Origin of the sequence: Cupriavidus sp. CuC1 (genome assembly GCF_044627735.1) — a bacterium.
Taxonomy (GTDB): Bacteria; Pseudomonadota; Gammaproteobacteria; order Burkholderiales; family Burkholderiaceae; genus Cupriavidus; species Cupriavidus ulmosensis.
On the sequence record NZ_JBIUHC010000196.1, the window covers coordinates 1 to 16,902 of the forward strand.

Annotated in this window: 20 protein-coding genes and 2 pseudogenes; 12 read left to right on the forward strand and 10 right to left on the reverse strand. The window is 60.8% G+C overall.

What is annotated here, in order from left to right; genetic code table 11:
- The 4 genes and pseudogenes from ACGLHR_RS45130 to ACGLHR_RS45145 all read left to right on the forward strand — a co-directional run.
- Positions 1-306 (forward strand): annotated as a pseudogene (locus ACGLHR_RS45130) (hypothetical protein); the annotation flags it as partial.
- Between the two features lie 35 nt (positions 307-341).
- On the forward strand, positions 342-710 hold the full coding sequence (locus tag ACGLHR_RS45135) for a calcium-binding protein (protein WP_400102325.1): 369 nt from the start codon (positions 342-344) through the stop codon (positions 708-710).
- Positions 711-1,673: 963 nt separating this feature from the next.
- Positions 1,674-2,063, forward strand: coding sequence for a hypothetical protein (locus ACGLHR_RS45140; protein ID WP_400102326.1), 390 nt, complete (start codon positions 1,674-1,676; stop codon positions 2,061-2,063).
- Positions 2,064-2,963: 900 nt separating this feature from the next.
- Positions 2,964-3,563, forward strand: coding sequence for a ParB-like protein (locus tag ACGLHR_RS45145; protein WP_400102327.1), 600 nt, complete (start codon positions 2,964-2,966; stop codon positions 3,561-3,563).
- Here ACGLHR_RS45145 and ACGLHR_RS45150 read toward each other — a convergent pair.
- Together ACGLHR_RS45150 and ACGLHR_RS45155 are read right to left on the reverse strand one after the other, a co-directional pair.
- Positions 3,560-4,081, reverse strand: coding sequence for a DUF421 domain-containing protein (locus ACGLHR_RS45150; protein ID WP_400102342.1), 522 nt, complete (start codon positions 4,079-4,081; stop codon positions 3,560-3,562). The two genes, ACGLHR_RS45145 and ACGLHR_RS45150, sit on opposite strands and share 4 nt — an antisense overlap.
- 135 nt (positions 4,082-4,216) lie before the next feature.
- Positions 4,217-4,573: pseudogene (locus ACGLHR_RS45155) on the reverse strand (NAD(P)-dependent oxidoreductase); the annotation flags it as partial.
- A 983-nt stretch (positions 4,574-5,556) separates the two neighbouring features.
- Here ACGLHR_RS45155 and ACGLHR_RS45160 point away from each other — a divergent pair.
- The 3 genes from ACGLHR_RS45160 to ACGLHR_RS45170 all read left to right on the forward strand — a co-directional run bounded on the left by ACGLHR_RS45160 (position 5,557) and on the right by ACGLHR_RS45170 (position 7,529).
- Positions 5,557-5,838, forward strand: a complete 282-nt coding sequence (locus tag ACGLHR_RS45160) for a hypothetical protein (protein ID WP_400102328.1) — start codon at positions 5,557-5,559, stop codon at positions 5,836-5,838.
- Positions 5,839-6,881: 1,043 nt separating this feature from the next.
- Positions 6,882-7,199, forward strand: a complete 318-nt coding sequence (locus tag ACGLHR_RS45165) for a hypothetical protein (protein ID WP_400102329.1) — start codon at positions 6,882-6,884, stop codon at positions 7,197-7,199.
- Between the two features lie 183 nt (positions 7,200-7,382).
- Positions 7,383-7,529 carry a hypothetical protein gene (locus tag ACGLHR_RS45170; RefSeq protein ID WP_400102330.1) on the forward strand — a complete coding sequence of 49 codons (147 nt, stop codon included), beginning with the start codon at positions 7,383-7,385 and terminating at the stop codon, positions 7,527-7,529.
- Between the two features lie 44 nt (positions 7,530-7,573).
- Here the strand turns inward: ACGLHR_RS45170 and ACGLHR_RS45175 are convergent, their stop codons facing one another.
- Both ACGLHR_RS45175 and ACGLHR_RS45180 read right to left on the reverse strand, forming a co-directional pair.
- Positions 7,574-8,590, reverse strand: a complete 1,017-nt coding sequence (locus ACGLHR_RS45175; RefSeq protein ID WP_400102331.1) for a hypothetical protein — start codon at positions 8,588-8,590, stop codon at positions 7,574-7,576.
- 277 nt (positions 8,591-8,867) lie between these two features.
- The gene (locus tag ACGLHR_RS45180; RefSeq protein WP_400102332.1) at positions 8,868-9,053 is read right to left on the reverse strand and encodes a hypothetical protein; all 186 of its coding nucleotides are present in this window, start codon (positions 9,051-9,053) and stop codon (positions 8,868-8,870) included.
- 79 nt (positions 9,054-9,132) lie between these two features.
- Here ACGLHR_RS45180 and ACGLHR_RS45185 point away from each other — a divergent pair, with 79 nt between their 5' ends.
- From ACGLHR_RS45185 to ACGLHR_RS45195, 3 genes are all read left to right on the forward strand, one after another.
- Complete coding sequence (locus tag ACGLHR_RS45185; protein WP_400102333.1) at positions 9,133-9,420, forward strand: hypothetical protein; 288 nt, start codon at positions 9,133-9,135, stop codon at positions 9,418-9,420.
- A gap of 95 nt (positions 9,421-9,515) precedes the next feature.
- Entirely contained in the window at positions 9,516-9,737 is a 222-nt protein-coding gene (gene phaP, locus ACGLHR_RS45190) for a TIGR01841 family phasin (protein ID WP_400102343.1), read from the forward strand.
- Positions 9,706-9,963, forward strand: a complete 258-nt coding sequence (locus tag ACGLHR_RS45195; RefSeq protein ID WP_400102334.1) for a hypothetical protein — start codon at positions 9,706-9,708, stop codon at positions 9,961-9,963. The genes phaP and ACGLHR_RS45195 overlap by 32 nt, the downstream gene beginning before the upstream one ends.
- 408 nt (positions 9,964-10,371) lie before the next feature.
- On the opposite strand, the gene ACGLHR_RS45200 is transcribed toward ACGLHR_RS45195, so the two are convergent.
- From ACGLHR_RS45200 to ACGLHR_RS45210, 3 genes are all read right to left on the reverse strand, one after another.
- Positions 10,372-10,572 carry a hypothetical protein gene (locus ACGLHR_RS45200; RefSeq protein WP_400102335.1) on the reverse strand — a complete coding sequence of 67 codons (201 nt, stop codon included), beginning with the start codon at positions 10,570-10,572 and terminating at the stop codon, positions 10,372-10,374.
- A 108-nt stretch (positions 10,573-10,680) separates the two neighbouring features.
- A complete protein-coding gene (locus ACGLHR_RS45205) occupies positions 10,681-10,947 on the reverse strand; it encodes a hypothetical protein (RefSeq protein WP_400102336.1) in 267 nt (88 codons plus the stop codon).
- A 19-nt stretch (positions 10,948-10,966) separates the two neighbouring features.
- On the reverse strand, positions 10,967-11,185 hold the full coding sequence (locus ACGLHR_RS45210) for a DUF2188 domain-containing protein (protein WP_400102337.1): 219 nt from the start codon (positions 11,183-11,185) through the stop codon (positions 10,967-10,969).
- Positions 11,186-11,606: 421 nt separating this feature from the next.
- Between ACGLHR_RS45210 and ACGLHR_RS45215 the strand changes: the two genes are divergently transcribed.
- Positions 11,607-12,149 carry a DUF6496 domain-containing protein gene (locus ACGLHR_RS45215; RefSeq protein WP_400102344.1) on the forward strand — a complete coding sequence of 181 codons (543 nt, stop codon included), beginning with the start codon at positions 11,607-11,609 and terminating at the stop codon, positions 12,147-12,149.
- A 200-nt stretch (positions 12,150-12,349) separates the two neighbouring features.
- Positions 12,350-14,533, forward strand: coding sequence for an acyl-CoA dehydrogenase (locus tag ACGLHR_RS45220; protein ID WP_400102338.1), 2,184 nt, complete (start codon positions 12,350-12,352; stop codon positions 14,531-14,533).
- A 203-nt stretch (positions 14,534-14,736) separates the two neighbouring features.
- Here ACGLHR_RS45220 and ACGLHR_RS45225 read toward each other — a convergent pair whose 3' ends face one another.
- The 3 genes from ACGLHR_RS45225 to ACGLHR_RS45235 form a co-directional block, all read right to left on the reverse strand.
- Positions 14,737-15,594: a MipA/OmpV family protein gene (locus ACGLHR_RS45225; RefSeq protein ID WP_400102339.1), complete on the reverse strand. Its 858-nt coding sequence runs from the start codon at positions 15,592-15,594 to the stop codon at positions 14,737-14,739.
- Between the two features lie 367 nt (positions 15,595-15,961).
- Positions 15,962-16,288 carry a hypothetical protein gene (locus ACGLHR_RS45230; RefSeq protein WP_400102340.1) on the reverse strand — a complete coding sequence of 109 codons (327 nt, stop codon included), beginning with the start codon at positions 16,286-16,288 and terminating at the stop codon, positions 15,962-15,964.
- Positions 16,237-16,791 (reverse strand): flagellar regulator YcgR PilZN domain-containing protein, encoded by a 555-nt coding sequence (locus ACGLHR_RS45235; protein WP_400102341.1) that lies wholly within the window; start codon positions 16,789-16,791, stop codon positions 16,237-16,239. Before ACGLHR_RS45235 ends, ACGLHR_RS45230 begins: the two co-directional genes overlap by 52 nt.
- Between the last annotated feature and the right edge of the window lie 111 nt (positions 16,792-16,902).

A 16,902-nucleotide genomic window follows, 5' to 3' on the forward strand; every position in this document is an offset into this window, starting at 1 on the left:
CGCCAGACCCAGGCCGTGGTCGAAGATATCGCTACGCGCCGGCGATGGGCCTTGCCCTATGCCGCGGTCATCGCCGACGCCAACGCTGCGGCCCAACCATCACCGCACGATCCACCGCCACCGCCGCGTGCGCAGCGTGCTGACTTCATGGTCGGTGACACGGTGGCCTTTACCGACCAGCACTTGCACGAGCGCATCGGCACCATCGTACGCATCAACCAGAAGACTGCTTCTGTGCAGTGCAATCCCGGTGAGGGCCACTGGCGTGTCTCGTTTGCACTTCTGCGCAAGGTCGTCGAGCTCTGAGCTTCCAGCCTTCCATCGACATAAGTACGACAAACATGTCTAAACGCAAGATCGAGCCGGACCGCGAACAGCGAATCGAGATGGAGGTGGTCGTCGACGCTTACAACTCAGAGGAGCGGTCTATGGCATGGTACTACTACCTCGAGGAGCAACTCACCGTTCCGTTTGAAGCTGAGGTTCGCAAGAGATCGCCAACCTCACCGCTCATCCCCGGCGACCGGGTTCAGGTGATCGCAATGGCGCCGGAGGAAGTGTGCGAGACTGAAGCCTTCGTGTGGATACGATGGAACAAGCGCAAGCTTGCTGTACCACTAGCGCAACTCGTGCCACTGGCGAGCGACGAGCTGACGCAGCAGGCCATTGCCGATTGGCAGTACTGGCGGGAGCGCGGCTATCAGTTCTGACATCAGATCGTCAGCCGTGATGTCATAGCATCCGATGCCCCCCCCAACGCCAATGACCTGACGGAGCAGTATTCCCAAGTCAACATGGGTTCTGCTGACGGATACGGCGCACGCGTGCCATCAGCTAGGACATGCCGCATCGAGACGAGTGCGGTAGTAGGGAAACAAACTTGTCCAATCGGGTCGCCGGCCTCGTACACAACCCGCCTTAGCGGCATGTCCAGCAGCATCAGATGCCTCGACAGACGGCTCCATTCTGTTGGGGGGAGCATGTCAAGCAGACGGTTCTGCGTCATATGATGTTTGATTGGCATGTGCTACTCCAAGTCAACGGACTTGAGACCGTATCGCTATCACGGCATGTTCTTGCCATCACTCACAATGCATGCTAGGTTGCAGTGGTCGTCACCGATGCGCGGATGGACTCCTCCATAGTGGGAGCTCCCAATATCGGACGGTCTCAAGCGCACTTTCCCATGTCCGGATCGGAGCGTCTGTACGGTGCCGGTCAAGAACCTCTGCTCGCATCGGGAGCTATCCGCAACACCAGCTTCGCTCTGCGCCCAACAAACACCCGAAACCGGGGTGCGGGTGCGGTACTTGGATGCAACAGAACACCTTCTGCGCGTGAACGCTGGCTGCCATTCTCAGAAAGGACATTTGAAGTTGCGCAGCTCCAGTATGCGGTCCCTGAATTTGAGGTACCACCTCCGTTTCACGGAGTCTGGAGATCTGGCCCACCCGCGCCTGAAGCGGATGCGTGATGGCTGCGTACCGGAGCAGTCCCAGGAGCGAACACAACAAGCCCACCACGATACATAGGCCGATGATCTGCCACTTCATGCGTGTGATGCTCACCTTGGCTCTCAAGGCCGTGCCGTGGCGAGCGCTGGCGACGGGAGCTCTGGCCGCTGCCACATTCGGTGCCGGCTGGACGGTGAACGGCTGACGCAAGGATGCCAGTTGGCCGAGCTCACCGCAGCGCACGCGCGGGCGGATCTGGCCGACGCCAATGAGGCGCTGCAGGACCTGGGCGCCGCCGGCGCAACCATGCGGGCGAGGACAGACGAGTTCGCCGACATCCAATCGACCCTTGGCGCCAAACTCGACGCCATCCGCAAGGAATTGAAGAATGCGGGGCCTTTGCCCGTGGATTGCCCCCTGCTGCTGGCAGGGTCGGCCGAATCTTGTCGCCAGGATGGTCCGTCTGTCGAGAAGTACATTGTCCCCGGAGCTTCACACCCGACGGTTACCCATCGCGCATGTCCAGGTAGGCAACTGCTGGTCGCACAGCAGGTCACAGCTTCAACTTCCAATACTCAGATCTTGTCGAATGTGACAAGGCAAGAATGAGCTTTGCCATCCCTACATCATGCCGCTTGACGCGCGGCGGACGGCGACACGTGTCGCACAGCGGTAAGAGAACGGCGTTGCCGCCGTTCCCTCCCCAAAGAACTATACGAGCGAGTTTCCCCAAATACAGCTCAGGCTTCGCTGAAGCACCTTGCGTCGATGCCGGCCTTGTTCCACACGGCACAAGACCTGCGCGAACGTCCTATCGTTGGGTCCCCCAGCACTGGGAGCAAGGCGCTGAACTGCCTTGCGACGGTCTCTTCCAAGCAGCCCTACAAACAAGCCTCAGATACTGGCCCGCGCCAGCTACTACCTCGCGGAAGTCTGCGCCCTTTCGAGCCGGGGCAAAGTTCGAACCCCTATCCGGACCATTACAGCCCGGCGTTCGCTTTCTCCGCGTTCTCTTACCCACTCCCCCACCAGCTTTCCTTGCGGGTCACCTGCCGCGGCTTCGATACACTGAAGTTACGGCGAAGGATCGGGCTTACCACGGGGGGACGTTCCCAATCTTGCCGGTCCGTCATTCTGACGAGCCTATCCGGTTAGCACCTGTCTATTCCCCGACGGCGCCTTGACGACGTACCTCCATTTCAAAGGGAAGCAACCGGCCATTTACCGTTCTGGTCAGAGCCTGTCAGCAGCTTTGGCTCATCGAGACTAACGAGGATTCCAACGACCGCACGATGCTCAAGCTGCACCTGGATATCCATTGACACCACACTGGACGCTTACCGTGCCGCTCGGTAGTTCGATGCGAATGACACCGCCAAAGCGAGCGTCGGTCATTTCACACGACCCGCACGGCCTTGAAGCGCCTATGAGTTAGGACTTGGGCACGGATGTTGCGCTTCGCGCCAAGTCGCATCTGACAATGCAAGTGGTGGCGAAAAAGGGGACGTCATGGGATCTCACTCAACGATGGCGCTGATAAAAGCTCTTCATCCGACCCAACTCACCTTGGGTATGCATCATGTGCGACAGAAAATGGACGCGAGCCGGGCTCATGTAGCAACGTTCGAGGAGTTCATGGAGCGACGTCCCGTCAAGGCCGTTTTGGGTCCCAATGGTCAACTCTACATCATTGACCACCACCACTGGGCACGCGCATGGCTGGAACTCGGCAAAGAACAGACGCCGATTGTTGTTGTGCGTGACTTGCACAAGCTTGGAAAGCGCGCCTTCTGGCAACGAATATCAGAGCTGGGGGATGTCCATCCCTACGACGAGCACGGTGTTCGCCGATCGATCTCAGCGTTGCCGCCAACTGTGGAAGGAATGATCGATGACCCATACCGCAGCCTCGCGGCGTTCGCGCGGAACGCAGGCGGGTACAGAAAACCAAAATGCGCCTACGCTGATTTTCAGTGGGTGGCATTCTTCCGCAAGCATGTGAAGGGCGATTTGCGCACCATTCACGGCTTCGCCCAGGCGCTAGCTGACGCCACGCGTCTTGCGCGCAGCCGCACAGCCCGCAAGCTTCCAGGCTATCTGGGCGCCTAGTGATCTGACGACCCCGGCACTTTGGATCGACGCACGAAGCTGATTTTCCCATCGCGTTCCACGACAATCCGATCCACCCCCGATAGCGATTCCGTCTGCAAGGACTCGCGGAGATTGGCGGCGAGATCGCGTTCGCTAATCTCGGTACGTGCAAGTGCGTCGTGATCCAGCGTTCCCTTCGAAAGCAGGTCGATCGGATTACCCCCGACGATACGGTCGAAGGCAGAGAATCGCGTGGAGAGCCAGCCGACAGACCGATGCATAAGCACGAGGACAACCGATGCACCCACTGCGGCGCCCATCGAGGTCGCGCCCACCACGGCGCGTGACAGAACGGCGCCCAGCAACAGCATGATGCACAGATCAAACGAGGTTTTTTGGGCAAAGGAACGACGCCCGGCCAGCCGCAACAGCGCCCATGCGATCACGAAGACGACTGCAGCGCGCAACATCGCTTGCCACCAAGTAGGATGCTGGGTCGCGGCGAACAGAGTTTGGAGAAGATCGTCAGCGGTCATCTGTGTGAGGTGTTTGAGTTGTTCCGCAGTTCCTCGCCAGTTGGTGCCAGGTCCTATTTCTGTCCTCTCAGGCGCGCTCGCAAGGCGTTTGGAGGGCACCCTATCACGGGATGCCGGTTCCGCCCGATGAGCCACCATACCGGAATCACCGCCAGTGATGAGTGCCTTGCGTCCCGCGAGTCGGCCAGAACCCCGATAGCTAACTTCGCCATGGCCGGGCCGTGGCGTCATTTTGTCCGCAAGTCCGGGCCACGGCTGGGTCTGTTCGGAGAAGGGCTGGCCGGGATACTCGTGCCTGGGATCGCGTAGCGGCGGCGTGCTCGCAGGGCCTCCGCCCACTGCGGCACTTGGCGCCTCGCCTTGCCCCGCGGCAGACGCTATCGAGACCACCAGCGAGGCGTCCGCTCCTCGACCCAGCCGCCGCCGGGCCGGCGTTGGACATGATGATTCCTCCTTTAGCGTCGGATAGCCGGGCAATCGGCTTGCAGCCATACCCAGTCGATGACCGACGGCGTGCAATACCCAGGCCAGGTGCATTCGACAGCAGGCCAAAACACCCCATCTAGAGCTCGCTCGCTCGTAGTGATTGCCAGTGCAGATGGATCCACGTGTGTAAAAACTGCGCGCCTGGGGAATCCTTGCAGGTAAAAGAGCGTCAATGGGCCGTGGGCCGGACTAGGGCGGGCGCCTACCTGATGTACACCTCAGATTGGCACCCGTACGCGCCAGGAGCGATCTCGGTTTCCCAAGCGTTCGCCACGACGGCGGCGATCCGGCACGCCGGGACGCTTCGGCTCGTAGCGGTCGAGTTTCTGGAGGGCGTCTTCGTGCGCGAATGGCATCAAGCTGGCGCGGAAGAAAGCTGCAACGGAAATTGTGGACGGGTGCGACTCGCGGTGCTTGGGCACTCGCCGAAACCGGTCTTCGCTAGGTGCGTTAGCAGACATTCGCACTGCCGAGCCACGTGCATCCTAGAAGCCCCACTGGAAGGTTCCTCTCAACCTTTCATTCGCCTCGCCGCTCTCCCTGGTGCCGGCGGGGCTTTTCTCGTCCCTCGTCGGGGCGGCAGATGCTCCCCGTTGTGCGCGTCGGGAAACTGTCATTGAGCTATGACCGGCGATTCTGACCCAATGCCCGCAAGCTCGCGTGCAATTTGCTTAGGGCTCCTAATATTTTGACGCCCCAAGCCCGCGCGCGCCGTTGCGGCTCGAACTGGAATGCTGCCGGCCCTGGTGAAATATTGACGAGGCGATCCATGGCTTCGTGGGTACTATGGCATGGGGTTAGGCGGCCGCCGCAACCGGTATCGAGGAGCGATCGCGGACTATATGGACTGGATTCCTCAAGCCAAAGCGCTGGGGTGCCCATAATCTTTGCGTTGCACTTCTATTCTGCTTACATTATGAAAGATGAACCGTAGGATGTGAAACGGGGGCGACATGCACGCGAATAAGTTTGCGAGAGGATACCTGGAATTGGCTGGCATCCTGGCGGTGGCAGCCGGCCGGAGCGTTCAACGCGGCGAAGGACCAGCGAAAGGTGACTTAGTCACGGCCCATAGCGAGTCGGATCCCTCCGTGGAGTTCAATTTGCTCATCATCGAATCGAACGCACCGGGTGAGTGGGTGGCAGAGGTCTTTGCCATTGGATGCGGGCTTGAGTCGTTGGCCACGTTTGACGGCGTAGATCTCGGGGACCACGTGCAAATCTCGCTGGAAGAGATTTCAGGGATCATCAGGCATACTTCGGCGCAATAATGGCAACTCGCGGGGGCCTCCTTCATGGCGAGGGAGCCGGGAGGAGTGACGCATATGCCGTGCCAGCTAGTGGTCCTGTGAAGGCAATTCGCGCAGCCGTTCAAGCGCTTCAAGCGCGGTATTGCAGTCGTCTTCGCTGCGCAGTCGTTGGGTGTCGATGTAAATCAGTATCGATCTCACCACGAGGTTCTTGTCCTCACACCGGGATGATGCTGCGGAGACGCACTCGACCTCAAGCTCCGATCGCAAGCTTTCGCGGATGATGTCGACAAACAACCTGCAGGCGGAGGGGTGCAAACTGCTCCCGGATGACGAAGCAGGAACGGCGGCTGCACCAGCTGCCGGGCATAGGATGCAGAGCTGAAGCGCCAAGGTGATCAAACACATTTTCTGCGATGAGGCTATTGTGGCGGCGCAGATATCGCAAGACGTCCGCCTGCCGATTGTGGCGGTGATCCTGGCTATCACCCCCATGGGACCCTCGGACAGATGTGGACCGCGTCCTGGCACTTGATAGGAATGCATGTCTCTCACCCTAGGATGTCATCGCTGAGAGCTGTCCCTGCTGCTTAGTCAAAGAATATACGCAGGAGGTAAGGCAGAGGGACTCGGCGACGCATCATGATCAGGCCGGGGTCAGCGGGCATCAGTGGGCGACTTCGCACCGCGGGAGGAACGGGTTCTCGGCCTTCGGCCCTTTTGCGATGGGATATCCAGCGTGAGCTATTCCGCTACCAATTCCCCAGAAGTCTGGACACTCCAGTGCACAACAACCTTGTCAAAGGCTTCGCCAGCAAGACCTTGCCGACCCTGGAACACCATCTCGACGCGGCCCGCCGCCTCGAGGCCGATGTTGAGCACTACCCCGCGTCTGGTGGCTTTCAGTCCCCGTCGGCATACGTAACGTTACCGATGGCGACTAGAATGGCAGTCTGGGGACCCCGAGAACGCAGTACGCCTTTGCTTCGTCGCCGTCGTCACTCGACGAGGGTGGGACGGATATTGCAATGCCCGACCGAGGCGCTTATAGGACTGACAGGCCCATGCTTACCACCGTGACGGGATCCATTCTGCTTGAGGCGAGTTATATCGATGGCCATCACGAGGAGGCCCGTTTCCCGTGTGAGGTGATTGAGATGACGCTCAACTTTTCCTGCCCTAGTTTGACGGTGCGCGGCGTGGCCGTCCAACATCTGGTTGCTCTGAGATGGACGCCAGATCGAATCTCGTTTGTCGTTACGGAAGGGGCGCAACTTTGGACATTTAAGCTTAGGGAACCACCCATCGCCATCGGCCCGCGCATGGCGCGTTTCGAACTAGCCAGCGCTTTACCGTTCACAAATTCCCCCGGCGATATTTGATGTTTGAAGTTGACGAAAGTCAGGGCATGATATCGCACGATTTGGCGCCGAGGTCTGAAGTCCTTGTCTTCAACGCCGAAACGTTTGCATCCTTCCCAATTGTGCAGTAGGTGGTGAAGGTCGACGTCGCGGCAAGCTCAACGTCGTCGTGCTGGACAAAGCCAGGTAACTCTGCACCTGACGTTGTTGTTTCTCCCGCCATACAGCCCGCAACTGGCGCCTATCGAACGCGTATGGTGGTTGACAGGGCGTCTAGCGTTACATAACCGGTACTTCGCCACGCTTACCGAAAGTCCTCTCGGCGGTCGACCAATGGAAGAGATCAAATGAGATTCTGCGACGACTATGCTGTTGCATTATTTAAGAGGCCGTATTCAGAACCGATAGCCTAGACCCAGCACCATCACATCGGAATCGCGGCTATTGGTCGTGACGGTGCGATGCCAGGAAAAGCGCGTGGTCCAGGACGGGCTGATGCGATAGCTCGCCGACATGGTGAACAGGCCGAGCGTGTGCGTGATGCCGCCGCCCTCGTCCCGGTCCCGCGCCACATAGGGCCCCAGTCCGATCCCCAGCGTCAGATGATCATTGAAGAACGGCCGCACCAGCCACGCCTGCGCTGCAACACCCTGCCGGCGCACAACCCGGGCATCACCCTCGTTCAGATAGGTGGCAGTGAGGTCTACGTAGGGCAGAACGCCGCGCCGGTACTCCACCGCGAAAGCGGTACCGCTGGGTGAATCGAAGTTGTTAATGATGGTGGTGCCGCCGAAAACCGTGAGCTCGTTGTTGGTTGTGTTGCGAGTGTACGAAGGCGGTGGCACCACCGGGCCACCCCTGCTCCCTCGATCAAGCTGATAGCCAACGCCGATCAGGAAGGTATTGGTGTCGATGCTGCCAAATGCCTGCGCCCGGTTGTATCGCGCCTGCACGATCCACGGACCGCCGTTGATGTACCACGTGCCTGCCGCGCTGATCAGGATTCCCCAGCCATGCTGGTCATTCACGCCGCCTTCGGCCGTTCTCACCGTGGTATCGAAATAGCGATAGGGACCGGCCCCAAGCGAGAAGGCGAAGCGCCGGTCCGTCGACAGCAACCGTCCCCACAACTGCGCGCTATGTCCATCGCGATGATGGTTGGTGACGTGCCCTTCGTTCAGGTAAGAGAAGGAGGCGTAGACGTTGTCGGTCAGGTTATGGGCGTACTCGTAGGTGTAGCCATAGGTTTTCTCTCCCAGCGACGGCGTTTGCTGCAGCCCGCCAAGTACGTAAAACTCCTGGGCGTAGGCCGCATGGGCGATGCCCATCAGCAACGCCGCGCAGAGTGCGGCATGCATCAGGTGACGCCGGCCATCCCATTGGCCCACGCCGAACCCAAGGTGATGTCGCATGAGCGGTACTCCGTGGTTGAGCATGCCACGTGGCAATCTTGCTGCGGCGCAGCGGGCGTTAGACGTTCGCTTCACAAGTCCGTCTCCTGTGACAGCACGAGCGGCAATTTCTCGCCAGCAGGCGAACAGCATCCAAGTGATTCACTTCGCTCACCGGCAATCTTTCTCACTGACGCGCAACGCATACAAATAGAAGCTCTGTTCACCCCATGCGCCGGAGACGTTGGCCCATCCCGTCCGGCGCTTGCCCAGATCCGCATTGACCCAATGCTTGAGCTCATGCCGATTCACCGGATACAGCTGCTAAGCGGAATCTGGTTGAACGAGATTCTACTCTCGGTGCTGGTGTGCCACCAGTTGACAGTGCATAGGGCCGCATCTTGCGTGTGTCCTCGCGCACGAAGGTCCTGTGCATCCGCACGCCCAGCCGCGTATTCCACCTGCTCGAATCCGCGCCGGACACCCGAGTGCCATTGGCCTCCGTGATGTCGTCTTCGCTAACAGTTGCCCGTGCGGCTCAACCACCCAGTCCGAACGCGACGATGAGGGAGTCGGCCCAAGGCCTCGCCGAGCAAGGTGGCTCCAAGGTCAGCAGAGTCACGCTGGCGGCGGCTTTACGCCGCGCTGGAGTTGTACTCTATGCAAAGCCCAGTGAGCCCGCGCATTACGGCGGCAGCAATTCTCACCGCCTGGAGCCGGCCGATCCTGGCAAGTACATCAGTGGCCTGACCGATGCCGAGTGGGCGCTGGCGGCCGACCTGTTCGAGCAGCCAAACGTCGGAGACAATGATGCTGAGTCCTTATTAATTCGCCAGATTAATCCTACTTAGAGAGGAACGAGATCCGCCTGACCCGGAACCTGGGGGATCTTGACTCCCTGCTTGCTGTATCACCATCTGGCTGTATCGGCCGCCAAATCGACATCCTGTTCGGTCTGACGAACAATATCCTTGCCGGCTCCCAGAAACTGCTCAAGCTGAATTTGCAGACGATGAAATCGGCCTTGGCGGAAACGGACGAGCCCATGTGGATGGCGTTCGCTGCCAACGATCCGCAGGAACTGCTGGCACTACAGGCCAGTGCTGCGCGCTGGTGGAGGCAGGCCTTGCCGTCAATTGGCCGATATCGCCTCAGCCCCACAAGCTGAATTTGCGAAGGTCGCCGAGGCAAAATACGAAGAGCACAAGCGCAAGATGCAAGACCTCATCGACAACGCTGCGAAGGGCACCCCGGCCGGTTCGGTGTCGCGGGCTTCGAAACGAATGGTCTCGTTGGCCGTGCCCCCGAGACATGATATGAAAGGTGAGCATTGCGGGCAGGGCGAAGTCGTTTCTGTCGGTTCTGATCCGATTCCTATAGTTAATTCAGTGTAGGGCCGGATGCTGCGTGCTACTAGCAACTTTAGCTTGCCCGCAGTTGAAGCGGGCCGGAAGCGACTACCGATTGCTGGGGGTGTGCTGCGTGGATCCACGAAGCCGTGCTGTCCTGGCTGCGGTCCAAAGGCGCGCCTATGGCGCCTGGAAGCGCCGCCGCCGGACTTAGAGTGCGCCGCGTCGACGCGAAGGTAAGGCCGCTGATGGATCTGGAGAACGAGGCGCGGGCACGGCGAAGTCGCCATGCTCCCGGCGCCGGTGGTAAGCGGACGTGAAAAAAAGACCGCGGCGCAGTGGCGCAAGCGGTCACGGGAATTCTCGTCAGGGTCAAATTGAGTGAGTGCTGACGTCTGCATCATTAGGCGCTGGCTGACTATCCTCAAAAGGAGGGGGGCGCGCCTTCCTTCATCACTCTGTAGCACGCCGTGATGCCTGGCAGGCCCAGTTGCCCAGGATCGGCACTGCCTCGTCATCCAGCCGTGCCCTTTGAGGAGGCAGCAAAATCACCGGCCGCCCCGGAAACAGACGCTTGGCGAGTGCTTGCGGTTGCGCCTCCTCCGGAAATGGGCCGATCTGAAACACCACAGGGCCGGTGACCTCGACGATCACACAGCCGGTCGGCACCCAATATGCACAACAAGTTGGAACAGTCGGGCTTGCGGGTCGGTCATGCGAAGATCCAGGCCCAAGGCTTAAATGAGGGTTCGACGGCGCTAGTCACTTGTGTCGCCAGGACATCTCGCACATTACCCAGATGGCAATGATTACCCCGGACAGGTGCAGCGCTTCGTCGCTGAGAGGGAGGATGGCTAGATCAATGGAAGCTGCGGCACGCACGCCAATGACGATCAGAGAAAGTAGGCCTGCGAAGCGGGCGATTATCTTTGCCAGGACCCGTGCCATCTCCGGTGGCAAGGCATCGTCCTGCTTGACGTCTAAGCCGCTGCCGTGGGGTATGGCGGGGAAATTTGCTTTGGTTGCCATGGCGCTGGCTCGAGCCGGGTCATGCTGCCAGGAGTTCGGCCGGACGAATGCAGTGAGTTCGTCCGCTGGGCTCCCCGATTGCGAGGATTACGAGATCGACGCCATGGCGCGCCGCTAGGGTGCTTCCAACACTCACGGCTTCGTCTTTGGATTCGAACTCGAGGATTGCTGTAACTGTGCCGCAGACTTTCAAGATCCAGCCAGTTTGCCCGGCACAAACCATAAAGTCTCTTCGCATTGCAATTCCTCCTGAAGGATGACTAGAGTGTAGAAGAGGCGGCTCAGAAGCGCCGTCGGCCAACGTCCTACCTAGCTCGCGGCACTCTCGAAAAGGTCTTGTCCCCGGCACGCGGCACCGGCTTCGCACCCGTCATATTGGGCGATGCACAGGCGAGATGTTCGGAGCATATTTGACGGGATTGCCGTCGGTGACGGAGCGGGATTGATTTGAGTGAGCCGTCGTAGGGTGTGCAGATTTCGCACGCGGCGGCACTACGGTCTCCGCTGTGGGTGGCGGTGACCGCACAGATGGAAAGGCTGGAACGGCTTTGCGTCGGACTTCTTTAGCCCGCCGGCAGATGGCGGGCCCGATCGGCGCCGCGGACATCGCATCTGCCATGGCCCATGCCGGATGACCGCGGGCAGTCATGGAGACGATCATGCCAAGGGCATCGAGCATAGCGCAAGCCAGGGCAGATAAGCGGGCGGGCAAGGCGCCGACCACCCAGGCCGGCCATTTCGTTCACGACGAGATCGAAGCCGTGCGCCGGGGTAAGCACGGCGTGCGCTCGGCCAAGCAGGCCATAGCGATCGGTTTGTCGGAGGCACGCCGCGCCGGCGTCGATGTGCCGCCGAAGAGGGAGGCTACAAGGACAGGGACCAAGTCCGCAAGCACCAGGTCAATGCCCGCCAAGTCCGCCGCCAAGGGTGGCGACGGCAAGGTGGCGTCGCGACGGGCCAGTTCAGAAAGCAAGGCTACGCGCGCCCGCGCTGCTCTTGAAGCACTCAAGCGGGAGGGCACAGCCGGTGCTTCGCGTCAGGCGCTGTCCGCTCAGTCCAAGCGCGCGGCAAGCACACGCACTGCGGCGGATCGTTCAGCGTCCGCCAAGAAGGCTGCCATAACCAAGGGGGCGGCCGGCCGCTCCGAAGCGGCCCGCAAGGCCGCGCGCACGCGCGCAACGAGAAAGCAGGCAGGGCGCTAACACGAGTCAGCAGGCGGCTGGCAGGGGAGGGCGGCGGCGCCTCTCCGGCTACGGAAACCTGGCACAATTCACGGTGCGGCGGTCGAGCTCTCTCGCTATCAGTGCAGTTGCTCGAGTCGTCTCAACACCTTCGGGCAGGCGCACGTTAGGACGCTGGCTGGCGCAAACTGTTCGCACTAACTCGAACCTGGCGGAGCTAGATGCTGTCATCCCTGCTCGGAAGGCTCCTGATGCCTGCGTTCACCAATGCCTTGCCGAAGATCGGCGAGACGGAACGCGCCGCACTGGAATCCGGTACGGTTGGCTTTGAAGGCTGCTTCTTTGAAGGCAAGGCCGATTTCGCAAGGCTTGCAGCGATTCCGGCCGAGCAGTTGACTGAGGAGGAGCAGGCCTTTCTCGCACAGCGCGTACCGGAGTTGTGCGGGATGCTGGACGACTTCGCGATTGACGAGGCGCACGATCTGCCGGAGGAAGTCTGGCACTATCTGCGAAAGCATCGATTCTTCGGCATGATCATTCCGCGCGCCTATGGCGGACTCGAGTTCAGCCATGCCGCCCATGCCGCGGTCGTGACGCGCATCGCCAGTGTCAACATCGCTGCAGCGGTGACTGTCATGGTGCCGAACTCGCTCGGGCCGTCCGAGCTGCTGGTGCGTTACGGTACCGAGGCACAGAAGAACCACTACCTGCCGCGCCTGGCACGTTGCGAGGATCTGCCATGCTTTGCGCTGACCTCTCCGTATGCCGGCTCGGACGCCGCCGCAATTCCAGATATCGGGGTGTTGACGCAGCGCGAATGGAACGGCGCCATGACCGCGGGCTTTGCGCTGACCTTTTCCAAGCGCTACATCACGCTGGCGCCGGTAGCTACGGTGGTTGGCCTTGCCTTCAACGCTGTTGACCCGACCCGGCCCGCCGGCACGCAGCAATTGGGCATTACGTGCGCGCTGATCCCGGTGCCACATCCGGGTCTGCGAATTGGCGCGCGCCATAGGCCGATGAACAGTGCGTTCATGAATGGCCCGGTGCAAGGGGAGGATGTGTTCATTCCGCTTGACTGGGTCATTGGCGGCAGTAACAACATTGGCAGGGGCTGGGGCATGTTGATGGAATGCCTGGCCGCCGGCCGGGCGATATCGCTGCCTGCGATCGGCGCGGCGCTGCAGCAAACCTCGCTGTATGTCGCCAACGGCTATGCTCGGATGCGCAATCAGTTCGGTCTGCCAATTCAGCGCTTCCCCAACATCGCCGCACCGTTGGCAGAAATGGCCGTTGATCTGTATGCCACCGATTCTGCGCGGCGGCTAACGACCAGCGCGCTCGATCAAGGCGAGCAGCCCAGCGTCGCCAGCGCCATCCTGAAATACCATCTGACGGAAGCGGGCCGCCGCGCGATCAACCATGGCATGGACATTCTGGGCGGCAAGGCGATCTGCGCCGGCCCGTCCAATCTGCTGTCGACCGCCTACCGCCATGCGCCTATCGCCATCACCGTCGAAGGGGCCAACATCCTCACGCGTGCGCTGATCATCTTCGGTCAGGGCGCCGTGCGCTGCCATCCCTATGTGCTGAGGGAAATCCAGGCAGTCGAACAACGCGACGCCATTGCGCTCGGCGACGCCGTGCTCGGGCATGGCGGCCACCTGTTGCACTGCTTCTGGGGCAGTCTGGTCCATGCGCCGCGTGTGGGCGATGTCCCACCGGGATTCGAGCGCGAGGCGCACAGGATTGCCCGGCTCGCCGCCAAATTCGCCTTCACCACCGACATTTGCATGGGGGTACTCGGAGGCAAGCTGAAGCGGCTGGAACTGCTGTCGGCACGGCTGGGCGATGCACTATCTCATCTTTACATGGCATGCGCCTGCTTGTGGCGCTACGCCGGGCAACCGGAGGTCGAACTCGCTCCTATCGTGCGCGGCGCAATCCGGCAACAGATCTGGCTCGCCAGCGAAGCCTTGCGTGGGCTTTATGACAACGTATCCAATCCGGTGTTGAGGATAGCCGGCAAAATCGCGCTACAGGGACTCAGCCCAATCCACCGCCTGCGCGATTCGGAAAAGCTTGCGATTGCTGATTCACTCGGAGATCCGCGGGTCATCCGCCGGCTGTGTCCCGATATCGAAACGCCAAGGGCTGGGGGCCTGCGCGATTTGTATGATTTGCTGGCACTAGCGCAGGAACTCGGCGAGACGGAAAGCCAGCGCCTGGCCGGCGCCATTCGCGAACTCAAAACGCTGGAAGACATCGCCGTCGCCTCCTCGTCCCCAAAGGCCCTTGCTTTCCTACGCGCGCTTGACAAAGTGATCCAGGTGGACAGCTTCCGCGCGGACGATGCGGCGCGACGGCCTCACGCCTCACAGCTGCTGCGTCGAGAGCGGCGGTGACAACGGTCATTGGGGGAATTCGGCTGGCGCAGATGCATGACGAAGTGCGTGAAATTGTTGGCCAGCGGAACGCGCCGGCGGCCCCGGAAGTCAGGGTGATGCCCTGGGGCCGTTCCCTTCGCGTTGGAACCGGCGTGGCTCACGATGCTGGCTAGCGGCTCGTCGCGGTAGTGTAGTGGTACAGCGAGGGTGCCGAAGGAACATTAGTATTGGTAGTGCAGCGAAAGATCGACGACCGTATTGGTTGCCTTCTGCGTGATCGGACTGTGCGCCGCCGAGCCCGCGAGTTGGCCGACCGCAACGTCGCCGGTGACAAACCAATGCTCGCGAAAGAACCAGATCGCGGAGATGCCCGCGCCGTATGACTTGAGGCCCGCATCGGCCTTGTATTGCGGATAGCCCGAGCGCGCTGCCTGAGCCGAGGTGACGCCGAACCACCGGCTCATGTAGCGCGCATCACCGAAGGTGACGGTAGGGCCGGCAAACCAGAAAAAGCGCTCCGAACTGCCGGGCAGCGGCAGGTAGGCGCCGATATCGCCGATCCAGCCGTCGGTGCCGCCCAGACTGCGCCGCACATCGATGCGCACCACCAAGGGAAATGACGCCGACACCACATACTCGCCAAAGAGCTTGGTCTCAACCGCGAAATTGATGTTGCCTAGTCCGTTGAGACGGCCGGGATCGTCGGCCATGCGCCGGCCCAGGTTGTAGCCTATCGCCACCCCCGCGCGCCAGTGGTCCGCCCAAAGCAGGTTCACGCCGATGCCCTCACCGGTGGAAACAAAGAACAGGTCGCGGTAGCGGATATCGAAGCTGGGGCCCGCGAGCACGTGATAGCGCTGGGTGCCTTCGTAATACGGTCGCAGGCTGGCGGCGGCCCCAACCTGGACCTGCCAGTCGGGCACCTTGGCCTCGTACAGTTTCATCAGCGGGACACCGGCCGAATATTGCCACTCGGCCAGCGGCGACGGTGTCTGCGCGCGAGCGCTCAAAGCGGCAGCCGCCAGGCCCACCAGCAGGGCAGCCGGCCACCGGGCCGCAGTATTGCTGTTATCCGCCATTCGTCCTCCTTCACCGGGCTGATTGGCCGCGCATAAAGCCGGGCCTGTCGCCGACTAGCTCTATCGAGCCTCGGCGCCCGGAGCAAAGGGCATTCGGCTATGTCTTCCTGCTTCAGGATGCCACGCTTACTTTGCGTTAAGACTACAAAATCCTTGCGGCTTTTTCAAAGCACCGCTACGCCGCGGTGGTGCGCCCGGGGGCGGCGGTGCGGGCGCCGCCATACTTTGCGTTCGCCGGCCTATCGGGCTTAATGGCGAAGAAAGGCCCGCCACCGGCACGAAGCGCTGGCGGCCGGGGTAGTCGCCGGTGTGGGCCAAAGGTAGCGACTCGTTTTAGGCCCGACGGGACTAAAACGGATGACCAATGTCAAGGTCGCTGGCGAACGAAGGTCCAAACTTGGTAAGCGGCGGATCGGGAACATGCAATTAGAGCTCGATTGGCGCGCATTCTTGCCTCGCGGCTCGCCAGTTCGATGTGGTAGGCCAAGCGCTGGAGGAAAGTCTGCTGACCGGGCGCGAGTGCGACAAAGGTGCAGCCGATGTGATGCACGGTACGCTCGCCTGCTAGACCGTGCCCGACTACCTGGAGGTCAAATTCCAATTCACCCTGGTTGCGAAAGTCGAGCCTGCACTTCTGCAAGATCATTCCCACCGGTAACCGGTCCGTACACGCACCCTTGGAGCGAAGGCCCACACCGGACAGGGAGAGGTCGGCGATATCCAGCGGTCGGGCATGTGAAGCTCAGAGCGGTAGCCCATAGCGGCGTGCGGTCGTGCACGGGGATGGCGGCGGCGCTCGAAATGATGGAGCTTAGATGGGAAAGGTGCGGCGCAGGCCGGGCCGCCCTGATACTTGATCAGGGATGGTCTGCCGATGACGAAGTCAATCCTGACATCGCGCAGCACAGCGGAGACAGCAATTTCGTCCGATGTCAGCAGTAGATCCCGCTCGGCATCCGTGCGGCATCCATCGAAGATGAAGGTACAAGATACGGAGTCAACCTGCAGCACGGTGGTGGCAATCTTGTAGCTGTCGCGCGCGCTTAGTCGAACAACGCACTTCAGCCAAGCGAGATCGAGCAGCACTGCACTGATTTGCATGGGAAGAGTCAATCGGTGGCGACCATCCAATGGATCATCGCTTGGCGCTTGCGTGCTATTCGGTTGGTGCTTGGCATCGGGTTTTTTGAGGCTCACGAAGATCCTTCAATAGAAGAAAGGGAATCGATGAGCTAGCCGTTAACAAGATCTGTTGAAAACTTGAAGAAATCGCCCTAGGATCCTTGTCCGGCCTAGGGTCACTCCCCA